The sequence below is a fragment of the Pantoea sp. Ae19-2 genome (assembly GCF_059801205.1).
Window position 1 is genome coordinate 1,756,147 of the sequence record NZ_JBCHWE010000001.1, and the last position, 23,384, is coordinate 1,779,530.

Annotated in this window: 25 protein-coding genes; 13 read left to right on the plus strand and 12 right to left on the minus strand. The window is 53.3% G+C overall.

The annotated features are described in order from the left end of the window. Nucleotides 1-26: 26 nt before the first annotated feature. The gene (gene malK, locus AAIE03_RS08050) at nt 27-1,136 is read right to left on the minus strand and encodes a maltose/maltodextrin ABC transporter ATP-binding protein MalK (protein ID WP_498562933.1); all 1,110 of its coding nucleotides are present in this window, start codon (nt 1,134-1,136) and stop codon (nt 27-29) included. A gap of 367 nt (nt 1,137-1,503) precedes the next feature. On the opposite strand from malK, the gene malE reads away from it, so the two are divergent. The 3 genes from malE to malG are packed head-to-tail and all read left to right on the plus strand — an operon-like array spanning nt 1,504 to nt 5,185. Beyond that, on the plus strand, nt 1,504-2,688 hold the full coding sequence (gene malE / locus AAIE03_RS08055) for a maltose/maltodextrin ABC transporter substrate-binding protein MalE (RefSeq protein WP_014593716.1): 1,185 nt from the start codon (nt 1,504-1,506) through the stop codon (nt 2,686-2,688). A 58-nt stretch (nt 2,689-2,746) separates the two neighbouring features. Further along, nucleotides 2,747-4,285, plus strand: coding sequence for a maltose ABC transporter permease MalF (malF, locus tag AAIE03_RS08060; protein WP_498562934.1), 1,539 nt, complete (start codon nt 2,747-2,749; stop codon nt 4,283-4,285). 9 nt (nt 4,286-4,294) lie between these two features. Next, nucleotides 4,295-5,185, plus strand: a complete 891-nt coding sequence (gene malG / locus AAIE03_RS08065; RefSeq protein ID WP_022622784.1) for a maltose ABC transporter permease MalG — start codon at nt 4,295-4,297, stop codon at nt 5,183-5,185. A 66-nt stretch (nt 5,186-5,251) separates the two neighbouring features. Here malG and AAIE03_RS08070 read toward each other — a convergent pair whose 3' ends face one another. The 3 genes from AAIE03_RS08070 to AAIE03_RS08080 form a co-directional block, all read right to left on the minus strand. Next, nucleotides 5,252-5,812, minus strand: a complete 561-nt coding sequence (locus AAIE03_RS08070; protein ID WP_013025785.1) for an RNA polymerase sigma factor — start codon at nt 5,810-5,812, stop codon at nt 5,252-5,254. Between the two features lie 3 nt (nt 5,813-5,815). Then, nucleotides 5,816-6,235, minus strand: coding sequence for a hypothetical protein (locus tag AAIE03_RS08075; protein ID WP_014605837.1), 420 nt, complete (start codon nt 6,233-6,235; stop codon nt 5,816-5,818). Nucleotides 6,236-6,456: 221 nt separating this feature from the next. Beyond that, nucleotides 6,457-8,070 (minus strand): alkaline phosphatase, encoded by a 1,614-nt coding sequence (locus tag AAIE03_RS08080; protein WP_498562935.1) that lies wholly within the window; start codon nt 8,068-8,070, stop codon nt 6,457-6,459. Nucleotides 8,071-8,652: 582 nt separating this feature from the next. On the opposite strand from AAIE03_RS08080, the gene AAIE03_RS08085 reads away from it, so the two are divergent. Both AAIE03_RS08085 and AAIE03_RS08090 read left to right on the plus strand, forming a co-directional pair. Then, a complete protein-coding gene (locus AAIE03_RS08085; RefSeq protein WP_013025782.1) occupies nt 8,653-8,961 on the plus strand; it encodes a YdgH/BhsA/McbA family protein in 309 nt (102 codons plus the stop codon). Between the two features lie 286 nt (nt 8,962-9,247). Then, nucleotides 9,248-10,348, plus strand: coding sequence for an NADH:flavin oxidoreductase/NADH oxidase (locus tag AAIE03_RS08090; protein ID WP_022622781.1), 1,101 nt, complete (start codon nt 9,248-9,250; stop codon nt 10,346-10,348). A gap of 29 nt (nt 10,349-10,377) precedes the next feature. Here AAIE03_RS08090 and AAIE03_RS08095 read toward each other — a convergent pair whose 3' ends face one another. Beyond that, nucleotides 10,378-11,052: a hypothetical protein gene (locus tag AAIE03_RS08095; RefSeq protein WP_013025780.1), complete on the minus strand. Its 675-nt coding sequence runs from the start codon at nt 11,050-11,052 to the stop codon at nt 10,378-10,380. 142 nt (nt 11,053-11,194) lie between these two features. Beyond that, nucleotides 11,195-11,587, minus strand: coding sequence for a VOC family protein (locus tag AAIE03_RS08100; RefSeq protein ID WP_014605841.1), 393 nt, complete (start codon nt 11,585-11,587; stop codon nt 11,195-11,197). Between the two features lie 67 nt (nt 11,588-11,654). Here AAIE03_RS08100 and AAIE03_RS08105 point away from each other — a divergent pair, with 67 nt between their 5' ends. After that, entirely contained in the window at nt 11,655-12,251 is a 597-nt protein-coding gene (locus tag AAIE03_RS08105) for a GNAT family N-acetyltransferase (RefSeq protein WP_064373769.1), read from the plus strand. 9 nt (nt 12,252-12,260) lie between these two features. Here AAIE03_RS08105 and AAIE03_RS08110 read toward each other — a convergent pair whose 3' ends face one another. Beyond that, nucleotides 12,261-12,419, minus strand: coding sequence for a hypothetical protein (locus tag AAIE03_RS08110; protein WP_158639833.1), 159 nt, complete (start codon nt 12,417-12,419; stop codon nt 12,261-12,263). Nucleotides 12,420-12,726: 307 nt separating this feature from the next. Here AAIE03_RS08110 and AAIE03_RS08115 point away from each other — a divergent pair, with 307 nt between their 5' ends. From AAIE03_RS08115 to AAIE03_RS08125, 3 genes are all read left to right on the plus strand, one after another. Then, nucleotides 12,727-13,182, plus strand: coding sequence for a hypothetical protein (locus tag AAIE03_RS08115; RefSeq protein WP_498562936.1), 456 nt, complete (start codon nt 12,727-12,729; stop codon nt 13,180-13,182). Between the two features lie 723 nt (nt 13,183-13,905). Beyond that, on the plus strand, nt 13,906-14,619 hold the full coding sequence (locus tag AAIE03_RS08120) for a bacteriorhodopsin (RefSeq protein WP_014593707.1): 714 nt from the start codon (nt 13,906-13,908) through the stop codon (nt 14,617-14,619). Continuing rightward, on the plus strand, nt 14,616-15,425 hold the full coding sequence (locus AAIE03_RS08125) for a Brp/Blh family beta-carotene 15,15'-dioxygenase (RefSeq protein ID WP_013025775.1): 810 nt from the start codon (nt 14,616-14,618) through the stop codon (nt 15,423-15,425). Before AAIE03_RS08120 ends, AAIE03_RS08125 begins: the two co-directional genes overlap by 4 nt. A 284-nt stretch (nt 15,426-15,709) precedes the next feature. Here AAIE03_RS08125 and ycgZ read toward each other — a convergent pair whose 3' ends face one another. After that, a complete protein-coding gene (gene ycgZ, locus AAIE03_RS08130) occupies nt 15,710-15,961 on the minus strand; it encodes a regulatory protein YcgZ (RefSeq protein ID WP_013025774.1) in 252 nt (83 codons plus the stop codon). Nucleotides 15,962-16,271: 310 nt separating this feature from the next. Here ycgZ and AAIE03_RS08135 point away from each other — a divergent pair, with 310 nt between their 5' ends. The 3 genes from AAIE03_RS08135 to arsC all read left to right on the plus strand — a co-directional run bounded on the left by AAIE03_RS08135 (nt 16,272) and on the right by arsC (nt 18,477). Beyond that, nucleotides 16,272-16,625, plus strand: coding sequence for a metalloregulator ArsR/SmtB family transcription factor (locus AAIE03_RS08135; protein ID WP_042676344.1), 354 nt, complete (start codon nt 16,272-16,274; stop codon nt 16,623-16,625). A gap of 90 nt (nt 16,626-16,715) precedes the next feature. Continuing rightward, the gene (locus AAIE03_RS08140) at nt 16,716-17,999 is read left to right on the plus strand and encodes an arsenic transporter (protein WP_028715131.1); all 1,284 of its coding nucleotides are present in this window, start codon (nt 16,716-16,718) and stop codon (nt 17,997-17,999) included. A 49-nt stretch (nt 18,000-18,048) separates the two neighbouring features. After that, nucleotides 18,049-18,477 carry a glutaredoxin-dependent arsenate reductase gene (arsC, locus tag AAIE03_RS08145; protein ID WP_024471606.1) on the plus strand — a complete coding sequence of 143 codons (429 nt, stop codon included), beginning with the start codon at nt 18,049-18,051 and terminating at the stop codon, nt 18,475-18,477. Between the two features lie 410 nt (nt 18,478-18,887). Here the strand turns inward: arsC and AAIE03_RS08150 are convergent, their stop codons facing one another. The 3 genes from AAIE03_RS08150 to AAIE03_RS08160 are packed head-to-tail and all read right to left on the minus strand — an operon-like array spanning nt 18,888 to nt 21,152. Further along, on the minus strand, nt 18,888-19,991 hold the full coding sequence (locus AAIE03_RS08150; RefSeq protein ID WP_019105225.1) for a M20 peptidase aminoacylase family protein: 1,104 nt from the start codon (nt 19,989-19,991) through the stop codon (nt 18,888-18,890). A 17-nt stretch (nt 19,992-20,008) separates the two neighbouring features. Next, complete coding sequence (locus AAIE03_RS08155) at nt 20,009-20,476, minus strand: YjiG family protein (RefSeq protein ID WP_013025769.1); 468 nt, start codon at nt 20,474-20,476, stop codon at nt 20,009-20,011. After that, on the minus strand, nt 20,469-21,152 hold the full coding sequence (locus tag AAIE03_RS08160) for a nucleoside recognition domain-containing protein (protein ID WP_014593702.1): 684 nt from the start codon (nt 21,150-21,152) through the stop codon (nt 20,469-20,471). Before AAIE03_RS08160 ends, AAIE03_RS08155 begins: the two co-directional genes overlap by 8 nt. Before the next feature lie 374 nt (nt 21,153-21,526). Here AAIE03_RS08160 and AAIE03_RS08165 point away from each other — a divergent pair, with 374 nt between their 5' ends. After that, a complete protein-coding gene (locus AAIE03_RS08165) occupies nt 21,527-22,423 on the plus strand; it encodes a LysR family transcriptional regulator (protein WP_015700316.1) in 897 nt (298 codons plus the stop codon). 191 nt (nt 22,424-22,614) lie between these two features. On the opposite strand, the gene AAIE03_RS08170 is transcribed toward AAIE03_RS08165, so the two are convergent. After that, nucleotides 22,615-23,337: an SDR family oxidoreductase gene (locus AAIE03_RS08170; RefSeq protein ID WP_024471605.1), complete on the minus strand. Its 723-nt coding sequence runs from the start codon at nt 23,335-23,337 to the stop codon at nt 22,615-22,617. Nucleotides 23,338-23,384: the final 47 nt, after the last annotated feature.

Here is a 23,384-nt window from a genome sequence, read left to right on the forward strand (position 1 = left end):
GTCATTGCTTTTATTGTTTTGCTGGATTAAACGCCGGGCTCCTGATGCAGCCTGCGACACGCGCTTCCGTCCTCTCGGAACAGATGACAACGCTCGGGTGGCAAGCCAATGCCCATCATGGCGCCCTCTTTTACCAACACCACGTCCTCCTGGCGGTACACCAGGTTTTGACGGATGGCGGGGATTTGGATGTGGATTTGAGTTTCGTGTCCCAGTTGCTCAACGACCTGCACTTCCCCCTCAAGGGTGACGTCAGCGATATCACTGGACAGCAGATGTTCCGGCCGGATACCCAACGACATATTGCTGCCGACCTGCACGTTGGCGCTGTCTATCGGTAGCCAGACCAGCTGATTATTGGGCAGGCGCACCTGCACCTGTTCAATCGCGGTGGCGGTGACCTTAACGGGGAGGAAGTTCATTTTTGGCGAGCCAATAAAGCCTGCAACAAAGCGGTTTGCCGGATAGTGATAGAGCTCCAGCGGCCGACCAACCTGCGCCACACGACCGGCGTCCAGTACCACAATTTTATCGGCCAGGGTCATGGCTTCGATCTGGTCGTGAGTCACGTAAATCATGGTGCGCCTGAGTCGCTTATGCAGGCGGGAGATCTCGATGCGCATCTGCACCCGCAGCGCGGCATCGAGATTAGAAAGGGGTTCGTCCAGCAGGAAGACTCGGGGTTCGGCGACCAGCGTGCGGCCGATGGCAACGCGCTGGCGCTGTCCGCCAGAGAGCGCCTTTGGGCGGCGATCAAGCAGATGCGCCAGCTGTAGCACCTCAGCAACCTGGGTTACGCGCTGCTCTCTTTCCGCTTTTTTAACGCCGGCCAGCTTCAGGCCAAAAGACATGTTTTCTGCCACCGAGAGATGGGGATAAAGCGCGTAAGACTGAAATACCATGCCAATGCCGCGTTCGGCAGGCGGCACCTCATTCATCCGTTTATCGCCAATCAACAATTCACCGCGGGTAATCGTCTCCAGGCCAGCAATCATCCGCAGCAGCGTTGATTTACCGCATCCAGAAGGCCCGACAAATACGACAAACTCGCCTTCACCAATCTCCAGATTGATATCGTTCGACACGACCGTGTCGCCCCAGGCTTTGGTGACATTGCGTAACACGACGCTCGCCATAGTACTTTCCTCTCCACTCGCTAATGCGGCCCGCACGTCAGCGGACAAATTCTGGCGTTCACTATGCGTAGCGTGATTCGTCGCCACATCCTCCACCGACGCGCTTTATCTGGGGGAGGAGACGGGAGGAGGAGAAAACATCAGCACACGAGAGCGGTCGCGCGCTGCACTGATTTTTGTGATCGGTAACGCAGTCTGGCACCCACCTTAGTGTGAGCCAGACCGTGATAATCCTGTCACTTTGTAACAGCGATCACACCTCGACGGCGGCAGGCGTAGAGGCCAGGAGGATGAGAAGCCGGTAAGAACACGCAGAATGTGCGGCAAGCAACATGTTCGTTTCCGCTAACAGGATGGAGTGTTAAAGATGAAAACTGGCGCAAAAATTTTGGCTCTGTCAGCCCTCTCGGCGGTGCTGTTCTCCGCTTCCGCAGTCGCAAAGATTGAAGAAGGAAAACTGGTTATCTGGATCAACGGTGACAAAGGCTATAACGGTCTGGCCGAGGTGGGTAAAAAGTTTGAACAGGAAACCGGTATTCACGTTACGGTCGAGCACCCGGATAAAATGGAAGAAAAATACCCGCAGGTGGCCGCGACCGGTGACGGTCCGGACATTATCTTCTGGGCGCACGACCGTTTTGGCGGTTACGCCCAGTCCGGCCTGTTAGCCGAGGTGTCACCGGACAGCAGTTTCCAGCAAAAAATCTTTCCTTTCACCTGGGACGCCGTGCGCTTCGACGGCAAGCTCATTGGCTATCCGGTTTCGGTTGAGTCGCTGTCGCTAATCTACAACAAAGACCTGCTCCCCACGCCGCCGAAAACGTGGGAAGAGATGGCCGCCCTGGATAAGTCGCTGCGCGAGAAAGGCAAAAGCGCCATCATGTTTAATCTGCAGGAGCCCTACTTTACCTGGCCGCTGCTGGCAGCCGGCGGCGCTTATGCCTATCAGTTGACGGACGGACACTATGATGTCAAAAACACCGGCGTTGATAATGCCGGAGCCAAAGCCGGCATGCAGTTCCTGGTCGATCAGGTCAAAGCCAAGGTCCTGAACGCCGATACGGATTACTCCATTGCCGAAGCCGCTTTTAATAAAGGCCAGACGGCAATGACCATTAACGGCCCCTGGGCCTGGAGCAATATCGATAAGAGCGGTATTCACTACGGCGTCGCGCCGCTGCCGACGTTAAACGGCAAGCCCACCAAACCTTTTGTTGGCGTACTCAGCGCCGGGATCAATGCGGCCAGCCCGAACAAAGAGCTGGCTAAAGAGTTTCTGGAAAACTATCTGTTAACGGATGCCGGCCTTGAGGCCGTGAACAAAGATAAACCGCTGGGTGCGGTGGCGCTGAAGTCCTTCCAGCAAAAGCTGGAGAAAGACTCGCGTATTGCCGCCACCATGAACAATGCACAACGCGGTGACATTATGCCCAACATCCCACAGATGGCCGCGTTCTGGTACGCCATGCGCACCGCCACCCTTAACGCGCTGAGCGGCCGTCAGTCCGTTGATGCCGCGCTCAAGGATGCGCAGTCACGTATAAGCAAGTAAATCGTTCAGCGCAGGCCAGTTTGCTGGCCTGCAAACCTGCCGTTAAGGAAATCGGGTCATGTCAGAAAAACCGCAAACGGGACGGCATCGTTCTGTGTTGAAAGGCGCACTGGTGGGCATCTGTTGTTTGCTGGTCGGTTATTTACTGGTGCTGATGTATGCTCAGGGGGAATACCTGTTTGCCCTGCTGGCGCTGGTCATAAGCGGGCTGGGCATCGGGATTTATGCCAATCGCAGGGCCTACGCCTGGCGTTATGTTTATCCCGGCATGGCTGGAATGATGTTATTTGTCTTGTTCCCTTTGGCCTGTACCGTGGGCATTGCCTTTACCAACTACAGCAGCACCAATCAGTTGACCCAGGAGCGGGCTCAGCAGGTTTTACTCAGCAGACAATATCAGGACGGCGCAGGCCTGAATTTCAGCCTGCTTCCCGAAGGCGATCGCTGGCGGCTGGTGCTTAGCGAGGGATCGAACAGTCAGACCTGGGTGTCACCGCTCTTCTCCTTCGACACTGCGGGCCCATTAAAGATGGTGAGCGCACCTGCTCCAGAGGGAGAACGGGCAAACTTACGCGTCATCACCACACATCGCCAGGCACTGGCAAAACTCCGCGCCGTGCTGCCTGACGGACGTGAACTGGTCATGAGTTCCTTGCGTCAGTTTTCAGGAACGCGCCCGCTCTATGGGGTAACGGATCATCAGACGTTAAGAAACCAGCAAAGCGGCGTAAGCTATCGCGCCAATCCGGATACCGGCTTTTATCAGGTGATTGACGCAAAGGGCCAGTGGGGAGAAGAACGTCTGAGTCCCGGATTTACCGTGGGCGCGGGCTGGCAGAACTTTATTCGCGTGTTCACCGACGAGGGGATTCAAAAGCCGTTCCTGGCCATCTTTGGCTGGACGATGATTTTCTCTTTGCTGACCGTGGTGTTAACGGTGGCGGTGGGCATGGTGCTGGCCTGCCTGGTGCAGTGGGAGGCGTTAAAAGGCAAAGCCGTTTATCGGGTAATGCTGATCCTGCCTTATGCCGTGCCCGCCTTTATCTCCATCTTGATCTTCAAGGGATTATTCAACCAGAGCTTTGGCGAAATCAACGTCATGCTCAACGCCATGTTTGGCAGTAAACCGGCGTGGTTCAGCGATCCTACGCTGGCGCGTGCCATGCTGATCATCGTGAATACCTGGCTGGGTTATCCCTACATGATGATTTTGTGCATGGGGCTGCTGAAAGCGATTCCCGAGGATTTGTACGAAGCCTCTGCGATGGACGGTGCCGGGCCGCTACAAAACTTTTTCCTGATTACGGTACCGCTGCTGTTAAAACCGCTGACGCCGCTGATGATTGCCAGTTTTGCCTTCAATTTTAATAACTTTGTGCTGGTGCAGCTACTGACGAATGGTGCACCCGACAGGCTCGGCACGACCACGCCTGCGGGTTATACCGACCTGCTGGTGAACTACACCTGGCGTATTGCTTTTGAAGGCGGTGGCGGGCAGGACTTTGGTCTGGCAGCGGCTATCGCCACGCTGATTTTCCTGCTGGTTGGCGCACTGGCGGTGATCAATCTGAAAGCCGTGCGGATGAAATTCGACTAAGGAGTCATGATGGCGATGGTACAACCCAAATCGCAGAAGTTACGTCTGTTTATGACGCATCTGCTGCTGCTGGCGTTTATTGCGGCAATACTGTTTCCCTTACTGATGGTAGTGGCGATTTCGCTGCGCGCGGGAAATTTTGCCACCGGCAGTATTATTCCGGAACATATCTCCTGGGAACACTGGCGGCTGGCGCTGGGCTTCAGCGTTCAGCATGCTGACGGCTCAGTCACGCCGCCGCCCTTTCCTGTTTTGCTGTGGCTGTGGAACTCGGTCAAGATCGCGGCTATCAGCGCAATGGGCATTGTGGCGCTGTCCACCACCTGCGCCTATGCCTTTGCCCGGATGCGCTTTAAAGGGCGTGAGAGCCTGTTAAAAGGGATGCTGATTTTTCAGATGTTCCCGGCGGTGCTGTCGCTGGTTGCGCTTTATGCCCTGTTCGACCGTCTCGGGCAATATCTGCCGTTTGTGGGTTTAAATACCCATGGCGGCGTGATCTTCGCCTATCTTGGCGGCATCGCGCTGCATGTCTGGACGATAAAAGGCTATTTCGAAACCATTGATGGCTCGCTGGAGGAAGCGGCGGCGCTGGATGGCGCAACGCCCTGGCAGGCTTTCCGGCTGGTTTTACTTCCGTTATCGGTGCCCATTTTAGCCGTGGTGTTTATTTTGGCGTTTATCGCTGCGGTAACGGAAGTCCCGGTGGCCTCACTGCTGCTGCGTGACGTCAACAGTTACACGCTGGCCGTGGGCATGCAGCAATATCTTAATCCGCAAAACTATCTGTGGGGCGATTTTGCCGCAGCCGCCGTTCTCTCTGCCATTCCTATTACCCTGGTGTTCCTGCTGGCGCAACGCTGGCTGGTTAACGGCCTGACCGCCGGCGGCGTGAAGGGCTGATCGCGTCATCCTTCCCCTTTCAAGGGGATAATGCGAACATTGGCGGCCCGTCATGGCCGCCTTTTTTCAATCTTCACTGACCAGATCGTCGTAGACCGCCCGCAAGCGCATGCGCAGATACAGTACGGCTTTATGCTTGCGCGACAGCAAGGTCTGAACACTGACGCCGGTTAATTCTGACAGCGCTTTATAGCTGATTCCCTGCAGCTCCGTTTGGTCAAACACCTCATACTGCGCGGGCGGAAGTTCGGCTAGCGCCGCCTCCAGCGCGTCCCAGAGTAGCGCCCTGAGGTAATCATCTTCAGGGGTTTGCGGAATGCCAAACAGGGTTTCAGCCAGTTCGCTTTCAACCCCATCCTCCTCGTCGTTTTTCATGTAGCTGGCAAGTGGCAACTCCCGCTTCTTACGCGCCCGATCCGTCATTTCATTGCGTGCCGCCCGAAACAGCCAGGCGGAGATATTCTCAACCGGCTGTTCCACGCCGATCAACTGACAGGTAATTTCCTGCAAAATATCGTCAGCCTCCTCCCGTGCTGGGGTACGGGCACGAATAAATCGCTGGAGTTTCGTTCTGCAGAGCGTAAGCGCTTTGACCCACGATGAGGCTTGCGATGCGCTGGCCTTCATCGTCTACTCAGTCCGGGCAGCATGGTTGTCATCTGACGACGGAGGCTGTTCGTCCCGGCGTTTATCACGGCAGTGTTGCCCCCGATGGCCAAAACCTTCCCGACGTTGCTTCATAAATGCGTCTCGTTGTTCCGGTGTCATCTGCATCCAGCGTTCATGCATACGACGCCGGGCATGGCCAAACATTCCCGGCCTGATACCCAAGCCGCCAAACAGAATCCGGCACAGTAGCAACAACCCTGCGGCCTGCCAGAAACCGATCGTTTTAACCCCGATAAGCGCGGGCAGCAAGGCATTCCACAGTGACATGACCAGCAGACATAGTGCGACAATAAAAACGGCACCCACTATCAACGGCTTCGCCAGTCGGTTTCTGCCCCTGGCACGGGCATGGCGGAACGAAGGGTGATCAAAATCTCTCATATCAGAATGACCTCATCAGTGATAAACACACGTTTGTGATGAGGTAGACGAATGAGCCAGCAGAATATTGCTGACGGCGGAAAAAAAAAGTGAAGGCATCGACGTGTTGTGCGGGTGACGGAGATAACACAGCGGTGCCGGTGAGCGAATATTCACCGGCACCGCGTACCTGATGCGGTCAGGAAGGCATCACGCGCCCTCTTTATTGTGACATTGTCACGTCAGGATTTACTGGCCTGCCCGGGCATAATTTTTTCAACGGCCTTTCCCTCCAGCGCGGCCTTTACGACGGTGAAAACGTCGGTATTATCAATGTAATCACCCTGATTGTAACCGACATATTTGGCATAGCCCGCGTCGTTACCGCGCACGCGTTCGGCGAAGGCTTCAGCGCCCACACCTTTTGCCCACAGCGGAACCAACGCGTTAGCGTGATTGCCGGTGGGACGGAAAGACACGCCTGGCATGGCGCCTTTGCCGTTATTGATGACGGGTTCAAATGCGCGAGTCTGCGCATCCGGCCCCATCGGCATGCCGTTATCATGATCCGTGGTAACAATCAGCAAGGTCTCGTTCCAGTTGCTGTTTGTCTCGACCCATTCAATGACAGAGGCCACGGCGTGATTAAAATCGGCGCTTTCTTCAATCAGACGGCCGTATTCAACGCCCACACAGTTGGGGTTATACGTGTTGCCCCAGTCTCCTTTACCACTGCAGGCATTGCTGGTATGGGCAGACCAGTCGGTTGCCCCACCTTCTACCATCATAAAGAAGCCGTTCGGATTTTTGCTCAGATGCTGAATCGCGCCACGGGTCATCAGGTTCAGCGTTGGCACAGTGGTAATAAATGCATCGCCTGATGGATTCGCCGCATTTTTACCAACAAATTCACCCTGCCGGCCCTGCTGTAACGTTCCGTTGGGGGCGACGTTGGGCGATCCCAGCAGCGGGCCATCATAGTTCAGCGAGCCGTTAGCCAACTGGGTAAACGCCTCCGTGCTGCGCACAATTTTCCACGGCTGACCGCCCGCTGGCGCCAGCTTACCCGCGCGGAGTAAATCCCATTCGGTTTGCGCCAGATAAAGGTTCGCATCTTTGCCACAGCCGGCGGTGGACTCATTTTTCGCCAGATGCTGACAATCCGTTCCATTCACGTTGAAGCCCGGCAGTCCGGTTCCCATAATCACGTCGAGCTTACCGGCGGTGAGCATTTGTCTGGCGATCGCGTGATAATCGTTACGGGAAGCATTCTGCGCACCAAAGGCCGCTGGCGTGGCGTGCGAGAACGGCACACTGGTGACGACGCCCGTGGCCTTCCCCTGTGCCCTGGCTGTCAGAGTAATGAAGTCGACCGGTTTACCCATGTTATCGACGTTGATGGCATTGTTATAGGTTTTTACCCCGGATGCCAGCGCGGTGCCCGCCGCCGCACTGTCAGTAGGATTGATGGCCAGATATTCGTAACCCTTAAAGGGCAGTTCTTTGCTCTGGGTTTTTGTCGTGTCCCAGGCTTTCTGCGCGTCATAATTAACAAGGGATTCATTGCTGTGTGTGGCTTTTTTCGAGGCGTTGAGTGGATAGGTTGTCATGGCATACTTTACCGGGAATCCAGCATAAGGCGTTTTATCGCGCCCACCGTACTGCCAGTATGCGGTGGCATCCCATGTTCCCCAGCCTGCACCATCGTTAATCATGACAATGACGTTTTTCGCTTTGATGGCGTCGGCAAACGCAGAGGCACTGAGGGTCAGACCGCCCAGAGCCAGCAGGCACAGAGGAAGTTGACGCAGGGAAAACACAGTAGAGGAAGGGTGAAGACGAGGTTGACGTGGCATAAAACTCTCCATAATGATGACAGCGACCGCCTGAACAAAGAAACAGGTTTCAAAGGATGTCGAAAGATGTCTTTTTGTTACTCCGTGGCTGTGCAGTATTGGGATGCGTTGTGACAGTTTTATGAAAATCCTGTGCCGATGGACGAGAGAATTCCCTAAGGCAAATTTCATCACGGGTAAGCCTGTTACTTATCAACCTGTTACCTGAACAATGCGGCTGATTTCAATTTTTTCAATTAATGTAAACGTCTGTCAGCCCGACGCCGCGCGCCCTTTTATCCCACTTTGCTGTTCTTGCCGGCTTGATTGTTAAGTTCGCGTTGGCATTTTGTATCCAGATTTCACAACCTGTAAGCAGACACAAAAAACCTTCCATATTTCAGCTCAAGTGTGGCTGAAGCTTTCATAAGCATCTGATTAGCAAGAAAAGCCAAATTCGTTAACCGGAAAAGGTATTTTATAACTTTTGCCGACAGTCCTTAACATGACCGCGTTAATCGAACTCATGGCGAATGAATTAAAAAATCGATGGCGCTCAACAGGCGCGTGATGCCGTAATTTCAGATACTCAGGAGCACGAAAATGAAAGCACTTGTTCAGGATATTTTGTCTATCTTCTCTCCTCAGACCGTTAGCCCTGTGTTTATCCGTACAGGTTTGTCTCAGGATGAAAAAAATGCCATCAAGCCGATGGGCGTGACAACCGTCACCTGGGCGACATCGATGGAAGAAATCACGGATGCCCTGCTGCGCAAAGCAACGGAGGCGGGTGCTGTGGGCTATCACATTACCCACGTTGATTCCCATAAACCGGGTAACGATCAGCAGCATATTCTGGAAGCCACCGCGACGCTGTATGCGCTTGACGAGAAGGCGTTGCAGAGAGCCTGATTGTGACCGATCACTCTTCGCAATGCGTTATTAGCCACCCTGAACCCTGCTGTTATCTTCGGCAATAACAGCAGGGGTTCCCGTTTTCCCCTGCCTACGCAACGTTATCTCATCTTTTTCAGGCCGTGATCGCTTTACATATTCTGCCTGTTCTTCCTGTTTTATATGTATGCTGTAACTAAATAAGGCTGTTCAATAAATTGTTACGCTGTCAGAAGTACGCGTTTGCTCATCAGCCACTATAGTTTTCAACACACTTTCCCCCTGCGCCGACAATGAGGTTTTTATGAGCAAGCTCTTTTCCCCTTTCTCTCTGGGTGAGTTAACCCTGGATAACAGGATAGTCATTGCGCCAATGTGTCAGTATTCGGCTGATGAAGGCAGTGCGACCGCCTGGCATCGTATTCACCTGGGCCATCTTGCCTTATCGGGTGCAGGCTTGTTGATTATTGAAGCTACCGCCGTTGAGGACATCGGCCGGATCACCTATGGCGATTTAGGCTTATGGGACGATGAAACAGAAACGGCGCTGAGCGAGGTTCTGCAGGATATTCGTCAGTACTCCGATATGCCGATCGGCATTCAGCTCGGCCATGCCGGGCGTAAAGCATCCTGCACCGTTCCCTGGGAAGGTGGCGAACAGATTGCGCCTCAGGATGGCGGCTGGCAAACCCTGGCCCCTTCTGCCCTGTCGTTCAGTGATGGCGAGCATCTTCCGCTAGAGATGCAGGCCAGCGATCTCGAGCGCGTTAAAAATGCTTTTGTCGCAACGGCAAAACGCGCGGTTCGTCTGGGAATAGAATTAATTGAAGTTCACGCCGCGCATGGCTACCTGCTCCACCAGTTTCTCTCTCCCTTATCCAACAAGCGAAGTGATGAATACGGCGGCTCGCTGGAAAACAGAATGCGTTATCCCCTGGAAGTGTTTCATGCGGTACGTGAAGCCGTACCCGCAGAGATTCCGGTTGGGGTGCGTATTTCGGCCAGCGACTGGGTAGAAGGCGGATGGGATGTCGGCCAGTCCATTGCCTTCTCTAAGCAGCTTGAATCCCTGAACTGTGCCTACATCCACGTATCCAGCGGCGGATTGTCGGAACAACAGCAGATTAAGGTCGGGCCAAATTACCAGGTTCCTTTTGCACGCGACATCCGCCAGCAGATTGGCATTCCGGTGATTGCGGTAGGCTTAATTACCGAGCCACAGCAGGCTGAAGAGATTTTGCAACAGGAGGAAGCCGACCTGGTCGCCCTGGCACGCGGCATGTTGTATAACCCACGCTGGCCATGGCACGCCGCGGCCGAATTCAATGCCAATGTCAAAGCACCGCCGCAGTATCTGCGCTCAGAACCCCATGGCGCGAAAGGAACGCTGACGCAGGACGAATAACTGACTCTGGCCGCAACCAGGTTGCGGCCTTAACGGTTAGCCTGCTGGTGACACTGCAGCAGCGCCAGATGCGGACCTGACAGGGGCTGACGTTCAGGCGGAAACTGCTGCGCAACCGGTGCCATCGAACTCTGTGCCAATACCACCCGCTCTGCGCCCTGCTGCCAGGCATGTTCCACCGCTGTACGTACGCAGTGAAAATATCCCGCTCCATCTCCCGCTTTAAAGCGTTGCCAGGCTTCGGGAATCAGGCGGATGTCCGGCGTTTGCCCGTCGGTACAGAACAGCGCACGCGTTGCGCCAAGCGTGGATTCTGCCGCACAGAGCACCACCGTTTTCTTTGCGCTCTGATGCACGGCTTTTGCCAACATGCCGTCGGTACGCCAGACAGCGCAGGGTTGTCGGGATGAGGTGAAGGCTTCTGAAACCGGCCCTAATGTCGAGCAGGTGATCAGAATGACATCGAAGTGCGGTTGCAGATCCCGTAACAGAGCAACCAGCCGCTCGTGCAGTCCTGCGGTCAGGCCGCCGCTGGCTTCAGCTTCAGCCAGCAGGTGCGGCATGACCAGATGGCTGAGCTGCAGATGGTCCAGCTCAAGCTGACGGGCAGCATCGTCAAAAATGGCGATATTGCTGGCGGCGGTATGTAAGCAGGCAATATTGATCACGTGTTGGCTCTTACGCTGAAAGATGTCCCTCATCATGCCACGCGTTTACCCGGCCACCAAGCCCTTGCCCGCCTCACATATTTGGCGGTTTTGCGTCAGTCGTTCACGTTAACCGCACGCTTATTACTTGCCCCCTGTGACGTCAGGCAGGTTCAAGGGATGAGGCTGAAAAAGAGGACTACAATCGCCAGGTGCCGTGCTGAAGCACCGTACGATAACCGTCTTTATCCTGGAAGGTAGCGCCGTTTTCCGCCCAGTAGGGATTAAACGATGTTACGCGCGTAAAACCTGCGCGGGTCAGGCTGAGGCAGCGTTGCTGCCAGTCCGCTTCACTGGGCAAATACAGCACCAGAAGATCCTCGGCTGTTGAAGCCGGTTTGACGGGATGGTGATGGCAGTGGGTAAATTCCAGATGCCAGGACAGGGTTTCGTCGCCAAGCATCACCCCACTAAATCCCTCGTGATCGGTGAATTCCCCAATGGGCATCAGGCCCAGGCCCGAACAGTACATTGCGCTGCTCTCGGCTAAATCAGTAACGGGTCGGGCAATACGCAATTGCTGAATCGTCATCTCTTTTCCTCGTCGGGTAAACGCGCTAATAATATGCCATTCAGATGGCCTTACACTGAGGTTTATAGTGCATCTTCAGACCCCGCGTTTATTGCTCAGAGCTATGCGCCCTTCCGATGACAAGGATCTGTTCAGGATTTACGGTGATCCCGCGACCAATACGTTTAACCCGGCAGGCCCTTATCCTGACCTGGCTCACGCGCAAAAGGTGCTGGCCGACAGACTGCGATCGTACCAGCGTTATGGCTATGACAGCTGGGCGATAGCAACCCAGGATGCACCGGATACCCTTATCGGTTTCGGCGGCCTGAGCGTTCGCATTCACGGTGACGAAACCATTCATAATCTTGGCTATCGGTTTGCCACCAGCGCATGGGGTAAGGGCTACGCTACGGAGCTGTCGCGCTTCGCGCTGGAGTATGGTTTTCGCGAACTGGGGTTGGATACGATATCAGCCCGGGTAAGAAGCCATCATCAAGCCTCTATCCGCGTGCTGGAAAAAACCGGGTTGCGATTTCTTAAAGAGATTCATGATGTGGATAATGCGCCGCCCAGCCTGTTTTATTCGATCACACAACAAGCATGGCAGGCGCTGGTGGCAGCAGATAATGCGGCTGATATTCACGCTCGTTGCCTTTGCAATGACGCACAGCGCCTTCCCTGACCATCAGGCTCAAAGCGAGCCCGTCTCAATAAAGCCTTTCTTTTTGTTAAAGGCAACCCCCTGATGATTCTGTTCATCAACATCAAGTTGATTAACGCCCTGATCATGACTGGCCTGTTGCAGGAGTAATGTGTATCTCCCCCACGGGATGGCATCGACAAAGCGCATCTCTGCAAAATTTCCACTGCCTCTGGTAAACCCGATGATTGAGCCGTCATGACTACAGACGGAATACTCACTGACCCGAACCATAAAGGACTGGCTGGACAGAACGACAGATATGAAGTGGGCCAGTATAGATGCGGAGCGGCAGGTATCGTGATGATAAAGCCGAAGGAAAACGCAGGATGATTAAATCTCGCTAATTATAATTAAGCAAAACTTAACTTTTTCAGCCCTTAGTGCCCTTTTATATGGAATTTTGCGCCGGAACTCCATATAATTTATTAATAATGGTTAAGTGTAAGGATCTCTGATGCAACTTATAAAAACTGAATACTCTCTCAATTCCGGTTATCCGATTGTCAGGCGCACGCTGGAGGACAAAAAGAAACGAGTGGAACAACCTGGTTTCGGTCCTGAGTCTTGCTGTGCAGTAGTCGAGTACAGGCTTCGGGGGAATATTCGTTATGCGTTCGGAAACAGTCGGATGCAGGTAAGCATGCCACCAGGAATCTATACCCATAACTGGGTCAGGCTACATGGCGAAATGGCGGCGCTAGTTGCCGCGATAGACCGCATCGAGCGCTATTCCACCGATGATGTAATACCCATCACGGCTGCCTATATTGAATTGCGGCCCTGTGAGGCCAATTGTATGCAGGCACTGCGTAATATTCTGCCTGAGGATGCTCGCGTCTATTACTCTTTTGAATATCCCAATCAGCTTGACGAATGGAAAGTAAGGGCCAACGAGCTTTGTCGCGTTTGAAATTTTCCACCAAAACATTTTCCGGGCAAATCAGAAACGATATCCCCAAAATTTAGGTGATGTGCTGGGTGAATGAAAACGCAGACATTTCCATTAAGAGCTACCCCGCTGGTTGCTCTCAGCCAAAATTGCACTGAATTCATGTCCGCTCTGTGTCAAAAGCGGACATGACTAAAATCGCGATGTATTGATCAATGAGAGTAGGTCACGACCGCCATATTAAGTCAGCTGGTTTCTTTTAGAAAATCACGCCAGCGACGTAGTAACGACCTGTTATTATACAAAGTGCCAATTAACACAGCGCCATTGACCTGTTTGGAAACCTTGTCCTTTACTTAGTACAGTGTTTTATTTTCTCTAGCGAATAATATAATTCTTTCTCTTTCATATTAATTACCTTCAAATTCCTCAAGACCAAGAAAACAATTTAACCCAATGATATTAAAAGAAAAAATAAAATGGTCCCATTTTTTTATTGGATACAAATTGTTAAAAATGAAAGTTAGTGAAACAGATTTTTACATTTATCCCTCCGGACTCGACGAATAAAGAATCACTTATTCAATGTATTTCGCCGAAGTTTCCGTCCACACTGTTGCATCATTAGCAATTTGAACGGCACGTCATATACTTTATGCATATTCTCATTCGGAATATAAAACAATTTCAATTTATGGCAGCGCAAACGGCCCTGTGAGGGCGTCTGTGCAAGGAGAAAGTATTATGGATCAAACCGCATTTTTGATCGGGTTTTCGGTCATGGCACTTGCGTCATTGGTGATTTATGCCTCAGGCAAAAAGATATTCCCCCTCCGGCATCATACGTTAATGCATGCCTCGGTCCCTTTTATTGCGGCAACCGCTTATCTGGCAATGGCATTTGGTTTCGGTAATCTGGCGACCGAAAGTGGCAGCATCGTTTATCTCGCCCGCTATGCTGACTGGTCCGTCACTACACCTGTATTACTGGCGGGGCTGGTTATGGTCGCCTTTCATGAACAGAGTAAACCGGGTGAGATGGGTGGTTTTTTAACGGCTATCATCATTCTGGATGTGATGATGATTATTACCGGTCTGGTCTCTGCACTGGCGACAACGTTCGCCGCAAAATGGGTGTGGTATCTCTGGTCCTGTGCTGCGTTTCTTGGCGTGGTTTACCTCCTGTGGGGACCGCTGCGTACGATTGCCGCTGGACGCGGCAGGGCGATGGCGGTCGCTTACAACAAAAACGTCGCATTGCTGACGGTGGTCTGGTTTATCTACCCTATCGTTTTCCTTGTCGGTCCGGAAGGATTAAAAGTCATCACCGACCCTGCGTCCGTATGGGCATTCCTGGTTCTTGATATCATCGCCAAGGTGTTTTACGCCTTTTACGCTGCATCCAGTCTTGAAAAAGCGCTGCGCCATTCCACATCAGATGGTGCTGTGCGGGTATGAGTCTGCGGCAAACTGCCAGTTGGACAGGACTGTGGGGGGCAGCGCTGGCTGCCTCTTTCAGTCCGCTGCGCGTACAGTTAATGTTTGCCATAGTAGCAATAGGTGTGATTGGCATGGCACACGGTGCCAGCGATCTGGCAATAGTAAAACGCGGGCGTAAGTTGCCATTCCTGGCGGCTTATGGCGTGATCATCCTGCTTTGCCTGTTCTGGTGGCACTGGTCGCCGGCACTGGCATTACCCGGTTTCTTGCTGGCATCTGCGCTGCATTTTGCCCTTGAGGATGCGCCAAAGGGAGGGATGTCAGAGCGCCTTGCCAGAGGAGTCAGCATGATAGCGACCCCAGCCTTCTTCCACCTGCGAGAATACAACATCATCCTTCACCAGGCAGGACTGACACCCTCACTGCTCAGTTCCGTGACGTTTTTCATGGCTAACGCGGGCGCACTTTGTACCCTTAGCCTGGTTATCACCGGATTGATTCGTCACGATGTGCGGCTCATTACCGGAACGCTGGCCTTGCTGATCCTTCCACCTTTTGTCGGCTTTTCCATGGGTTTTTTAATTCTGCATGCCCTGCCGCAAACCCGGTTACGTCGAATTCAGTTGGGTTATGCTCATTACACAGGTTACCTTTATGCGACCTGGCCGGTGCTTTTAGCGGCAATTCTGCTGGCGGCCGTGACAACCTGTATCATGTACCCCTCTAGTGACGCAGACATTAAATCGCTATTTGCTGCGCTCGCTTCTCTCGCTATTCCTCATATGCTGATTACTCCGTACTTTGAGCCAGGTAACAGTGAATAATCTCAGAAGTAACAGGTACGCTTCGCAGTAAGCAGAGAGTTAACTGGCGTCAGCATATAAATGTCCGGTTTTGAGACATGATAACCAAGGGGTATCACTTTTCGATGTAACCACTGCGCGCGTTTCAGCGTTCCCCTGAATATCTCCAGGCCACGGCTCTGAACGTGTGAGTAATGACGGCGTAAGATTATGCCTCAGGAATTATGCAGCGGCAAAAGCGGTCAACGTGAGGGAGATGAGTGGGAAAAACGAGTATTGGGGTTCAGCCTGGCAGTCGTAGGGCATCAGTTCCCGGCTTTAGGGCCGAATAAAATACGAAGGAGTTCACAGTAGTGCTGCTCTTCTTCTGCACTTCCTGCCAGTTCCAGGCGACGGACAAGCTTGCTACAAATGGCCGTGCGGTTCAGGCTTTTTCCTGCGCGAAGGATTTCTGACGCAATGCTTCCCAGCGTTTCCTGCTGAGTAGGCAGTGACGCACTGTCGAAGTAGCGTGCAATGGCGCTCATGGCGTCGGGCTTGGAGGCGTTTTTGTACAATGTCTGCTCTGGGAACGCGATTTAAGGGTTTACTGTTACTTGTTTATAAAGTTGTAGGCTTGATATCAGCTGTTGAAGTGTATTTTAGGAAACGATCGTTCTCTTTAGCAAAACGTGCCTTTACGCAATATGATTTAATCCCCTTTACCGAATCGTAAATGATCCCTGGCTTTACTGTGCAGGTAAACCCTGGACGGAATATCCGAAGATGAGCCATGAGTGAGTCAATACATATGAATTAGCAAATATGTTATTGACTCGCCGTAGACAGACAGCAACAATGTCTTCTGTTCCGTAATCAGGAGTCAGCATGCCTCAACTTCAGCCTCTTCAGCTTTTCAAAAATTTTTCGGATGAAACACGCCTCAGTCTGGTACTGCTGTTGCGTGAAAAAGGCGAGCTTTGCGTCTGTGAACTCACGTCAATCCTGAGGCAAAGTCAGCCTAAAATTTCACGGCATCTGGCACTGCTCAAAGATAGTGGTCTGCTTATTGACAGGCGTGACGGCAAATGGATTCATTATCGGTTGTCACCACACATGCCCGCATGGGCTGCTATGGTGATCGAGCAGGCTTACCTGTGTCAGCGCGATGACATTCTGCAACTCAGCCAGCAGGCTGAAAGGAATAACGCGACCACCAACGGCAAGCCTGTCTGCATTTAAAAATTTACTCAAACACATATGATTTTTCATATCTGTTTGCAGGGCTGTCTTACGTCCTGTTTACCAGACTTTGTATTAAAAGGAAAAAGTATGTTTCTGGCAGGCGCTATATTCGTCCTGACACTGGTACTGGTTATCTGGCAGCCAAAAGGGCTGAGTATTGGCTGGAGTGCTGTTATCGGGGCTGTGCTGGCCCTGCTGACGGGCGTAGTGCATTTCGGCGATATTACGGCCGTCTGGCAGATCGTTTGGAACGCGACGGCCACGTTTATCGCGGTGATTATCATCAGCCTGCTGCTCGATGAATCTGGTTTTTTTGAGTGGGCTGCCCTGCACGTTTCCCGATGGGGTGGCGGTAAAGGCAGGCTGCTGTTCACGTATAGTGTTCTGCTGGGTGCGGCAGTGGCGGCCTTGTTTGCCAATGACGGGGCGGCACTGATCCTGACGCCTGTTGTCATTGCCATGCTACTGGCACTGGGCTTCAGCCCCGGCGCAACGCTGGCGTTTGTGATGGCGGCAGGTTTTATCGCTGACACATCCAGCCTGCCACTCATCGTGTCGAACCTGGTTAACATCGTGACGGCGGACTTTTTTAAGCTGGGATTCAGCGAATATGCGTCTGTCATGATGCCGGTCAACATGGCATCCGTGGCGGCCACGCTGGTTATGCTTCACTTCTTCTTCCGTAAAGACATCCCGGTCGCCTATGACATGGCAAAACTAAAGGTACCACGGGAAGCCATTCGTGACGTGCGAACCTTTAAAGCCGGATGGCTGGTTCTGTGTCTGTTGCTGACCGGTTTTTTTGCTCTGGAGCCGCTCGGCGTTCCGGTCAGTCTGGTTGCTGCGGTCGCGGCATTTATTCTGTGGCTGGTTGCCCGTAAAGGACAGGTGATTGATACCCGTAAAGTCCTGAAAGGCGCGCCCTGGCAGATCGTCACCTTCTCGCTGGGTATGTATCTGGTGGTTTATGGCCTGCGTAACGCCGGACTGACGGATTACCTCTCGTCCGCCCTGAACGGGTTTGCAGAGCATGGTGTATGGGGAGCCACATTCGCTACCGGTTTTCTGACGGCCTTTCTGTCATCGGTGATGAACAACATGCCTACCGTCCTGGTCGGTGCCCTTTCCATTGATGGCAGCACGGCTGAGGGTGTGGTGAAAGAGGCGATGATTTACGCCAATATCATCGGTTGCGATCTTGGTCCGAAAATCACCCCCATCGGCAGCCTGGCGACCCTGCTGTGGCTACACGTTCTGGCGCAGAAAAATATCACCATCAGCTGGAGCAACTACTTCCGCGTGGGCGTTGTGATGACCCTGCCGGTACTTTTTGTCACGCTGGCGGCGCTGGCCCTGCGTCTTTCTGTTTAACCTTTACAACGTGACTGCGCCAGCGTAGCCCCGTAACGGAGTGCCATTTATGACTAACATCATCATTTACCACAACCCGGCCTGTGGGACGTCGCGTAACGCCCTGGCGCTTATCCGCAACAGTGGCGTGGAGCCAACAGTGATTTTATATCTGGAGACGCCACCCTCCCGCGACGAGCTTAAAAAACGGATAGCGGATATGGGGATCCGCGTGCGCGATCTGCTGCGCAAAAACACAGAGCCGTATGAACATCTGGGGCTGGCCGAAGATCGGTTCAATGATGATGAACTGCTGGATGCTATGCTGGCTCATCCTGTCCTCATCAACCGTCCGATAGTCGTGACGCCGCTCGGCACAAGGCTCTGTCGTCCGTCTGAGGCCGTTCTGGGCATTCTGCCTGAGCCACAGAAGGGAGCCTTTACGAAAGAGGATGGCGAAAAAGTTATTGATGAGTACGGCAACCGGATCGGTCACTGATTTTTCAGCGTTTTGCCGACAAGCAGCAAAAACATAGCCGACGCTTTGTCCCGTATTTACCCTGTGGCGCACGACAAAACAACCCGATTCGCCATTTCAGGCAGAGGCGTTCGGTTAGGCATTCGTCGCCATCTGTGCCGCCAGCCCCATCCGGAAACCGATATCGCTAAAGAGAGTGAAATTGGCCCCCCGTGACGGTGACGGATACCGGTGCCCTCCTCCCCGGCAGACAGCAAAGCCCGCCGAAAAGGAACGTTTACGCTTGGGTACAAGTCACGGGGCCACTCACCTGAAAAGGATGCCCGTAACGGCTTCACGATGATGGCCGCGAACGTCGGACAGCATTGTCGGCCCTCTCTTCTGCAATACTGATATCCGACGAGCACGGCACGTCACTGTAATGCTGATCGTCAGCCCAGCACATCCTCCACACAGGCTTTAAACACTTTCACTCCCAGCGCCAACGCATCGCGGTCAAAATGCATCTCCGGATGATGCAGGCCGGGCGTCAGGTTGGCGCCCAGTCCCCAGAAGCCGCCTTTGATTTGAGGTCGAAGACGCAGATAGTGGAAGAAATCTTCACTGCCAGGTGTCGATTTAGCCGCGGTGAGGCCGGTTTCACCAAACACACTGCGGATAGCACGTGTGATGACCGCTGTTGCCTCGTCATGGATAATCGCGGCGGGCATCTCTTTCAGAATGCGAATTTCCGCGCGCGCACCATACGCGGCGGCGCTGCTCTCAATCGCGCGTATCACCTGGGGTTTGAGGCTATCCATCGCTTCGTTCTCAGCGGCGCGCAGATCCCAGCACACCTGCGCGCGATCAGGAATCGAGTTGGTCACGCCCGCATCGCAGAGAAAACGCGTCGCTTTCGCGCTCCATGTCAACGAGGGCGCAAGATGAATGCCGTTTACCGCCTGCACCGCATGGGCGGCGGCATCCAACGCGTTAACGCCTAAGTGCGGGCGCGCAGCGTGCGCAGCTTTGCCATGAAACACCACTTCCACCGTGGCGGACGCGGAGTAGTACATTGCCGGCACGGCCTGGCCCATCGGGCACTCCTCCAGCGGGCGCAGATGAAAGCCAAGCAACATATCAACATCATCCAACACGCCGCCTTCGGTCAGGGCTATCGCGCCGGTGCCTAACTCCTCAGCAGGCTGGAAGATCAGCTTCAGCCTGCCCTTTTTCACCCGCTCCTCAGCCATCACCTCCTGGGCCGTGGTCAATACGACGGTGGAGTGACCATCGTGCCCGCAGGTGTGGCGCGCCACATGTTTGCCGTCAATGATATGCCCCAGCGCATCCATATCGGCGCGTAGCGCTAAGGTTGGGCCCGGCTTACCGCTGTCCAGCACCGCGACAATACCGGTGGTGTTATTAACCTGGCGCGTGACCTGGTAGCCTGCCGCCTCCAGCACGCCCGCGATGTAGGCGGACGTCTTGTACTCTTCGAACCCCAGTTCCGGGATCTGGTGCAGGTAATTAAAGTGCTCAAGTGTAGGTGACACGTCTTACTCCTTAATGCTCAGGCAATAACGCGCATAATCAACATGGCGATTACGGCATTGAGAATGCTGACCGCCATCAGTAGCGGCCAGTACTTTTTCGGTACATCGGCCACGCCCAGCAGGCGCCCCATGTACTGGAGTTGCGAACCCATCAAAAAGATGGCGGGCGCAAGAATCGTGATCTGCCCGATATCAAGCTGGCCTTTGCTCAGCAGGCTGATGGCAACGCCGGTTCCGGCAGATGACGAGAGCCAGGCGGTTAACAACACGGTGATCGCCTCACCGGGCAGGCCAAATAGCCCCATCAACGGTGCGCACACGTGGCCAATAATCTGCATCACCCCTAACAAATTAAGCATTTCGGCGATCACGTAGGCCATTAATACATTCGGCATCAAATTATTAATGGCAATATTAAAACCCTTGCGCGCACCAATTACGAAAATATCAAACGGATTACTGGAGACTTTTGCCTGATTACTCATTGTCGAAATCTCGCTTATAAACAGTATTTAATGCCAGTCGCACCACGGCTGCGCCAACGAATTTAAGCACAAACATTAAAACCAACGGAATAATAATCGGGATGGTGAGTGAAGCGAACATCGCCGAGCCGATAGAAAAATAGTTATTAATCAACCCGGCGCCAGAGTATTGCCAGGATCCCATAATCACCACGTCTTTGCGGGTGATCTTTTTGCTGTCATAGAGCTCTTTCGTTAATGCCGCGCCGGCATCGGTACTTTGCAGGTCGGTAATCAGCGCAAGGCCGGTATAACCCGGAAGGCCGAGCAGTGGTTTTAACAGCGGCGTGAGTAATTTATGTGCTGCGCGGATCGCGCCATAATGGGTGAAGATTTCCAGCAGGCCAAGTGCCAGCATCACCGTGGGCACCAGCGAAAGCGCGAAGAGGAAACCCGCTTTGGCACTGATGCCGCCGCTGCCGATAAAGGTGTTGGTTTCCGGCGTCTTCATGGTGCCGAACGCGCCGCCAAGCGTGGTGAAATCAAACGCGCCCAGCCATGCCATGCCGTCAACCTTGAAAAAGAAGCCTGAAAAGACAAGCAGCACGATGACCAGTGAGATCCACGCGCCGGGCCCGACGTTCCACGCCTCTGTGGCCTCTTTTTCTGGCTCATTTAGTGTTTTTGGTTCGCTCATATCAACTCTCTTTACATCTGTAAGGGAAAAGTCCTGATACTAAGCAGGATCCATGCCTGAATAGCCCAGCCGTAAAATAAATGCCTTTTATTAAGATTAATGACGCAATAAAACCCCCTCGCTAAAACTCGCAAGAAATTTATTTTTTTGCCGGGGATTGCTATTTCATTACGCCTGCATCGAATCGCAAAAAAGTATTCCCGCCCCCTTTTGGGGCGCATTGTTGGTGCAATAAGAGCACTTTTACTTTTTTATTTATGCTCTCTCAACGCTTGGCCATTAATTTGATTATCACTATTTAAACGGCTTGATAAATAGCCATCAAATGATGTTATTGTTGCTCTCTGGTCAACAGTAACGAGGAAGTGTGGCAGATGTTCCAGGATAAACAGGTGGGTTATCTGTATGAAGTCGGTAACCAGGGCGGCATTCGCCGCGCAGCAGATATCCTCGGCGTTAACGCATCCGTGGTCAGCCGGCAGATTGCCCAACTTGAACGTTCGCTGCAGCTTCCCCTGCTGGAACGGCGCGGGCGTAATGTGGTGTTGACCGAAGCGGGACGCCTGCTGGCGGCGGATTATTTTACCAGCCGTCAGCGGCGCGAAAAGCTGGAGAGTCAGCTTAAAGATCTGCGCCATATGCGCGGCGGGACGATTTCGGTGCGCATCGGCGGCGGCTTGATCACGGCGTTTATTGAAGGCGTCATGCGTGAGTTTGCCCAGTATTACCCGCAGGTGTTTGTCGATATTGTCGTGGGCAGCATGCAGGAGATGATGAACGATATCGTGAGCGGCGAAGCGGATATGGCGCTGGCCTTTGGCCCGATCGGCACACCGGAACTCAAGCGCCACAGCTTTCAGTGGGGGCCGATTTGTGCCGTCGTCGCGCCGCAGCACCCCATTGCCAATCGCGCCAGCATTACCATTGAAGAGTTGACCGCTCACCCGCTTATTGCCCTGACGGAGAACTTCGGCCTGCAGCGGCACATGAATGCGATGTTCAAAAGCCAGGGTTTGCAATTTCACCCGGCCTACCGATGCAACCTCTTCTCCACCGCTATGCACCTCAGCCAGGCGGGGCTCGGCGTCTCGTTTATGACGGCCTACGCCGCTGCCGATCCTATTCGCCAGGGCGCGCTTGTCGCCGTTCCACTCGACCACCCGATCGCCAGTAGCGCCCAGTGTCACCTGCTACGGAACTCGGACAGGCGCTTTACGCCCGCAGCTCATCATATGTGGCGACTTCTGCACAATGCGTTTCGTGACAAATAAATATTGAGATCCCTGTCTTTACTGAAGGCCACATTTTTTGAGATGCGTTCATGCTGATGGATGACTGTTGATAACAGAGATGTGCTTAACACCCAGCATCCACAGCGTCAGATAACAGACAGAACGTTACCCTATAAATGTTGCTCCCGATGTATTGAATGAAAAGTGCACATGACAGTTAACCTCAGGCTTCAGTTTGGCGACGCTGTGGGTCTGATGGTTATTTCTGTTGTGTCAACGTTTTCAGGCGCTTCAATAATGTGCCTTACGGCACGGGCAATATCCGCGGGTTTAAGGGCAACAGAACGGTAAGCGTCCATTGCCGCCATCGTTTCCGCATGGGTAATCGTCGACGCCAGTTCACTTTCTACCACCCCAGGATTGACACAGGTCACGCGGATTTTTGAGCTTTCCTGCCGTAGGCCATCAGAAATAGCCCGTACGGCGAACTTGGAAGCACAGTAGACCGCGGCGGTGGGTACGACAGAAAGGGCGCCAATCGAGCCAATATTGATTATCTGTCCGGAACCCTGCGCTTCCATCAACGGAAGTACGGCACCAATCCCCCACAGCACGCCCTTGATATTGACGTCAATGATGCGTTCCCATTCGTCCTGTTTTCCGGCTGCAAGCGGTGAAAGCGGCATAACGCCCGCATTATTGATGAGAACATCAACCCTGCCCCAGTTATCCAGCGCGGCCTGAACAAAGTCGGCCATAGATACCCGGTCTGTGACATCCAACAAATGTGCTTGCGCGATACCGCCTGCGCTACAGATTTCCGCTGCAATGGCTTCAATACGCGCCAGTCTGCGTGCTCCCAGTAACACCTTCGCGCCTGTCGCCCCTAACTCTCTGGCAATACCTTCCCCAATACCACTGGATGCGCCGGTAATTAATATAACCTTATTCATAACGTTCTCCTTCAAATGGGTTCGGAGAGAGAATAGGACGTTACGAT